The 4747-nt window shown below is 38.2% G+C and carries 5 protein-coding genes and 1 pseudogene; 5 read left to right on the top strand and 1 reads right to left on the bottom strand.

Going from position 1 to position 4747, the window contains the following annotated elements:
• The first annotated feature begins 247 nt into the window (after positions 1-247).
• Together F6K22_RS32380 and F6K22_RS32375 are read left to right on the top strand one after the other, a co-directional pair.
• A complete protein-coding gene (locus F6K22_RS32380) occupies positions 248-667 on the top strand; it encodes a hypothetical protein (protein ID WP_293107771.1) in 420 nt (139 codons plus the stop codon).
• 132 nt (positions 668-799) lie between these two features.
• Complete coding sequence (locus tag F6K22_RS32375; RefSeq protein ID WP_375340214.1) at positions 800-1141, top strand: zinc ribbon domain-containing protein; 342 nt, start codon at positions 800-802, stop codon at positions 1139-1141.
• Between the two features lie 74 nt (positions 1142-1215).
• Here the strand turns inward: F6K22_RS32375 and ilvD are convergent, their stop codons facing one another.
• A complete protein-coding gene (gene ilvD / locus F6K22_RS32370; RefSeq protein ID WP_293107769.1) occupies positions 1216-2901 on the bottom strand; it encodes a dihydroxy-acid dehydratase in 1686 nt (561 codons plus the stop codon).
• 225 nt (positions 2902-3126) lie between these two features.
• On the opposite strand from ilvD, the gene F6K22_RS32365 reads away from it, so the two are divergent.
• From F6K22_RS32365 to F6K22_RS32360, 3 genes and pseudogenes are all read left to right on the top strand, one after another.
• A complete protein-coding gene (locus F6K22_RS32365) occupies positions 3127-3966 on the top strand; it encodes a pentapeptide repeat-containing protein (protein WP_293107766.1) in 840 nt (279 codons plus the stop codon).
• 211 nt (positions 3967-4177) lie between these two features.
• Positions 4178-4258 (top strand): annotated as a pseudogene (locus F6K22_RS42625) (pentapeptide repeat-containing protein); the annotation flags it as partial.
• Positions 4259-4453: 195 nt separating this feature from the next.
• Positions 4454-4606: a pentapeptide repeat-containing protein gene (locus F6K22_RS32360; RefSeq protein WP_293107763.1), complete on the top strand. Its 153-nt coding sequence runs from the start codon at positions 4454-4456 to the stop codon at positions 4604-4606.
• Positions 4607-4747: the final 141 nt, after the last annotated feature.

The following is a 4747-nucleotide window of genomic DNA, read 5'->3' as shown; positions in this document are numbered from 1 at the left end:
TCTTTAAAAAGAATTATCATTATCAAACACGAAAAATCAATATTTTATACAGAGGTATAGTTATTGAAATCTTTATCTAGTAGTAGTTTCGGGGTGCTTGTCACCCCGTGAGCCAAGAAACTTTAGAGAAGATTCTTAATCAAGAAGCTTTCTTAGATTCTCTGAAAATATCTAAGTCGAGAAAAGGTATCTGGTATGCGCTAATCTCGGTATCTATGGATGTTCCGGATGCTAGATTAGTGAATGATTGGAACGGATACCTCTAACAATTCATTCAGCTTCACACCAAGAAACTTTAGAGAAGATTCTTAATCAAGAAGCTTTCTTAGATTCTCTGAAAATATCTAAGCCGAGAAAAGGTATCTGGTATGCGCTAATCTCGGTATCTATGGATGTTCCGGATGCTAGATTAGTGAATGATTGGATCGGAGTAGATAGAGGACAAAATAATATTGCAGTTGCAGCATTACCTAATAGTTTTGGTAAGTTTTGGACTGTTAAACAAGTAAAAAGCTTAAGACGTAAATTTCAAAAATTACGCAAAGAACTTCAAGAAGCTAAAAAACTGAGAAAAATTAAGGACATTGAAAGACGTGAGCGCAGAATTATAACTCACATCAATCATGGCATTTCCAAGAAATTAGTACAATTGGCATTTAGACTATAAGATGGGATTGCGGTTTGAGGATTTGTCAGGTATTAGACAAAGCTCACTTCAACGCATCCCCCCTAACCCCCTTTTGAAAGGGGGGATGATGCTAGTAAAAACCGAGACTATTGGGCATTTTATCAGTTAGAGTTGTTTACCAGGTACAAAGCAGTAAAAGCAGGTGTAGTAGTAGAGTCTGTACCAGCAACATATACCAGTAAGTCAGACCATCGTAACGGTGTGATAGGCAAGAGAGTTAAACATACTTTTTTCGGGTATGACGCTTATCAGTGCAATGCTGATTGGAATGCCTCACAAAACATTGGTCAATGGTTAGGTTTTTCATGTCCTGTAAATCTTCATAAAGCTGTATCTGTAATGGATGGGGTTGATTATCAGGTAGGGTCAATGACAGTCCCTCAACTGATGAGAAGTAAAAACAGGTGGATTTATCCCCTGTTGTTACAAATTTCAGAATCCACGGGGTTTTAACCCATGGAGTGTCAAAGTCTTACCTACCCCCTAAGCACAAAAACCATACCCGCGCTTCAGTAACGCCGTAAATTTCAATCCAATCCAGCGTCAGTTACTGCTCCAAAACTGCTAGAAGATACTAACTTCGCATATTTTGCTAATACACCTCTGGTATATCGGGGTGTCGGTGGTTCCCATGCTTGACGACGCTTTTCTAGATCCTCATCAGAAATATTTAATTGTAGTAAACGCTTATGAGCATCAATAGTAATCATATCTCCTTCTTTGATTAGAGCGATCGCTCCACCTACTGCTGCTTCTGGAGCTACATGACCAACTACCATACCGTAAGTACCACCAGAAAACCTACCATCAGTAATCAATCCTACTTTATCTCCTAAACCAGCACCAATAATAGCGGAAGTTGGTGCTAACATTTCCCGCATTCCAGGTCCACCTTTCGGACCTTCATAACGAACTACGATAATATCTCCTGCTTGAATTTTGCCTGCTAAGATTGCTTCTAAGCAAGCTTCTTCTGACTCAAATACTCTTGCTGGACCTGTTATTTCTGGGTTCTTGACTCCTGTAATTTTGGCAACTGCTCCCTCGGTTGCTAGATTTCCTTTTAAAATAGCTAAGTGTCCTTGAGTATACATGGGATTATCCCAAGGGCGAATAACATCTTGGTTAGCAGGTGGTTGAGAAGGTACATTTGCTAACTGTTCCGCAATAGTTTTACCAGTTATAGTTAAGGCATCTGGGTGGAGTAGGTCATGTTCTAGAAGCATTTTCATTACGAGGGGAATGCCTCCTGCTTGATGCAAATTTGTTGTAACGTATCTACCACTTGGTTTTAGGTCGCACAATACAGGTACTCGCGCTCTAATTGTTTCAAAATCATCTAAAGATAATTCCACATTAGCAGCATGAGCGATCGCCAGTAGGTGTAATACTGCGTTTGTGGAACCCCCTACAGCCATAATTACTGAAATTGCATTTTCGATGGCTTTGCGGGTAATAATTTGCCGAGGTAAAATTTGTTTCCGAATAGCTTCTACTAGTACATGAGCTGATTTTTCTGTGCTATCTGCTTTTTCTGCATCTTCGGCAGCCATTGTTGATGAGTACATGAGACTCATTCCCATTGCTTCAAAAGCTGAAGACATGGTATTGGCAGTGAACATTCCTCCGCAGGAACCAGCACCAGGACAAGCTCTACGTTCTACTTCTGTTAATTCTGTTTCGTCAATTTTTCCTGCACTATATTTTCCTACTGCTTCAAAAGCACTGACAACTGTTAAGTCTTCGCCATTATAGTTGCCTGGTTTGATGGTACCACCGTAGACAAATATAGCTGGGATGTTCATGCGGGCGATCGCTATCATTGCTCCTGGCATATTTTTGTCACATCCACCAATAGCAAGAACTCCATCCATTGTTTGGCCATTACAAACTGTTTCGATGGAGTCGGCAATTACATCTCTGGAAACTAGGGAATATTTCATTCCCTCAGTACCCATAGAAATACCATCGCTAATAGTAATAGTGCCAAATATCTGTGGCATTCCTCCGGCTTCTTTTGTTCCGCTCATGGCTCGCGTGGCCAGATCGTTAATACCCATGTTGCAGGGAGTAATGGTGCTATAGGCATTGGCAACTCCGATAATTGGTTTGGTAAAGTCTGAATCTTCAAAACCTACAGCTCTCAGCATGGCTCGGTTTGGAGCGCGTTGTACTCCTTTAGTCACTAATTGGCTTCTTCTATTTTCTGGCATAGTATTTTTTGACTCTACTCTCTTATTTGACCAAAAAAATCAATTGTATACAAGCCCCCGGATTTATTATTGGAGAGGGAGAAAAACTTTCGGTCTTGCAAGCTCTTTGATTCATCAATGGGGTCATGTTTTTGACTTTTGAGTTTTAGATTTTTTACCTTAGTAATTTGTAATGTCCTGCTTTAAATATAAAATATAAAATAGAAAAACTTTGAGGCAGAGCAAATGGAGGCTGAGGAACTTCTCAAGCAATATGCAGCAGGAGAAAGAAATTTTAAAGGTATTAGCCTGGTAGGAATCGATTTAACCGGAGCTGATTTAAGTAATGCTAATTTTACTAGGGCAAACCTCGGTAATGTGATATTGAAGGGTGCTAACCTCAGTGGAGTTAATTTCAGAGAGGTGAGTTTGGGGGATGCTTATTTAAGTGGAACGAATTTGAGCGAAGCGAATTTGATTGGAACAACTCTGGTGAAAACTGACTTTACTAATGCTAATTTGAGTGGAGCTAATCTGCGGGGTTCTAATTCTAGAGAAGCTAATTTGAGTCAAGCTGATTTAAGGGGTGCTAACTTAACGGAGGCTAATTTAAGTCAGGCGAATTTGACTGAAGCTAATTTGAGTGAAGCTACAATGATTCGTGTTAATTTGATTAGGGCTATTTTAAGTGGTTCTAATTTAGAGTTTGCTAATTTAACAAATGCTTTGATGAATGAATCAATTTTGGAGGAGGTAAATCTGACAAATGGAATTCTGAGTGGAGCTATGTTAAGTGGTTCTAATCTGAGTGAAGCTGATTTGAGTAAATCTACTACTATTGGGGCGACTCTGAGTGAAGCGAATTTAAGTGGAGCAAAATTACGAACTACTAATGCTAGTTGGACTACTTTACGAGGTGCTAATCTCAGTGGAGCTAATTTATTTCGGGCTAAATTAAGTTGGTCAAATCTGACAGGGGCAATATTGGTTAAAGCTGTTTTGATTGACGCGAAGCTAAATAAAACTAATTTACGAGATGCAGATATGAGAGGAGCTATTATGCCTGATGGTACAACTTTTCCCTAAAAATATTGTTGCTGTTAACTGAAAATTTTAAATTATAATGGCTGTTTTTTTTGATTCTTTATATCAAGAAGTATTCATAAAATTTATCTATATGTAATCGAATATAATTAGAATATATTTACAATTTAATGAGAAATTATGGGGAACTGTAGGAAGAAATCAAAATAAATGCTGAAGAGAAGAATTAAAGAGTTGATATAACCTAGGAAAACTAGATTTTCGCAAAACAAATTTAGTAGGGGCAAATTTAAAAAGTGTACACCTGGAAAAGGTTAATTTTACCGAAAAATAAAGGTATAAAGCCTCTCACTCGCCGTGGAGAAAAAAGCGGTCCTTGGATTGCGAGGTCTCCGTTCCCTCCGGGACGCTACGCGAACGCTAGCCTCCAATCTCCCAAGAGAGAAGAAATAATATTTCCTTATATTCAATTCCCGTACGGTTAAAACCTTCTTGTAATTATCAATTATCCATTATCAATTATCAATTAATGAAGGGTTGTTATTTGGCTTGTGCAGATGGAACTAAAGCTTTTCTGTATGAAGCAAATTTTTCTGATGCTTTTCTCTACTCGGCTAATATGAAATATGTCAAGTTGGGAAAGGGGAAACTTGTTAATGCTGACTTGAAAAAACTAATTTAGAGGGTTCTTTTTTGGTTAAGTCAGAGTTATCTGGTGTTAGTGTCTGATTGCATAAATTAATCTACTTATTTAATAACGAAAAAAGCTTCAAACTTACAAAAACAGAGAAAAAAATAATATTACTAACTTTTGCAACTAAAC

Origin of the sequence: Okeania sp. SIO2F4 (assembly GCF_010672385.1) — a bacterium.
Classification (GTDB): domain Bacteria; phylum Cyanobacteriota; class Cyanobacteriia; order Cyanobacteriales; family Microcoleaceae; genus Trichodesmium.
This window is presented reverse-complemented; position numbering and strand designations above follow the sequence as displayed.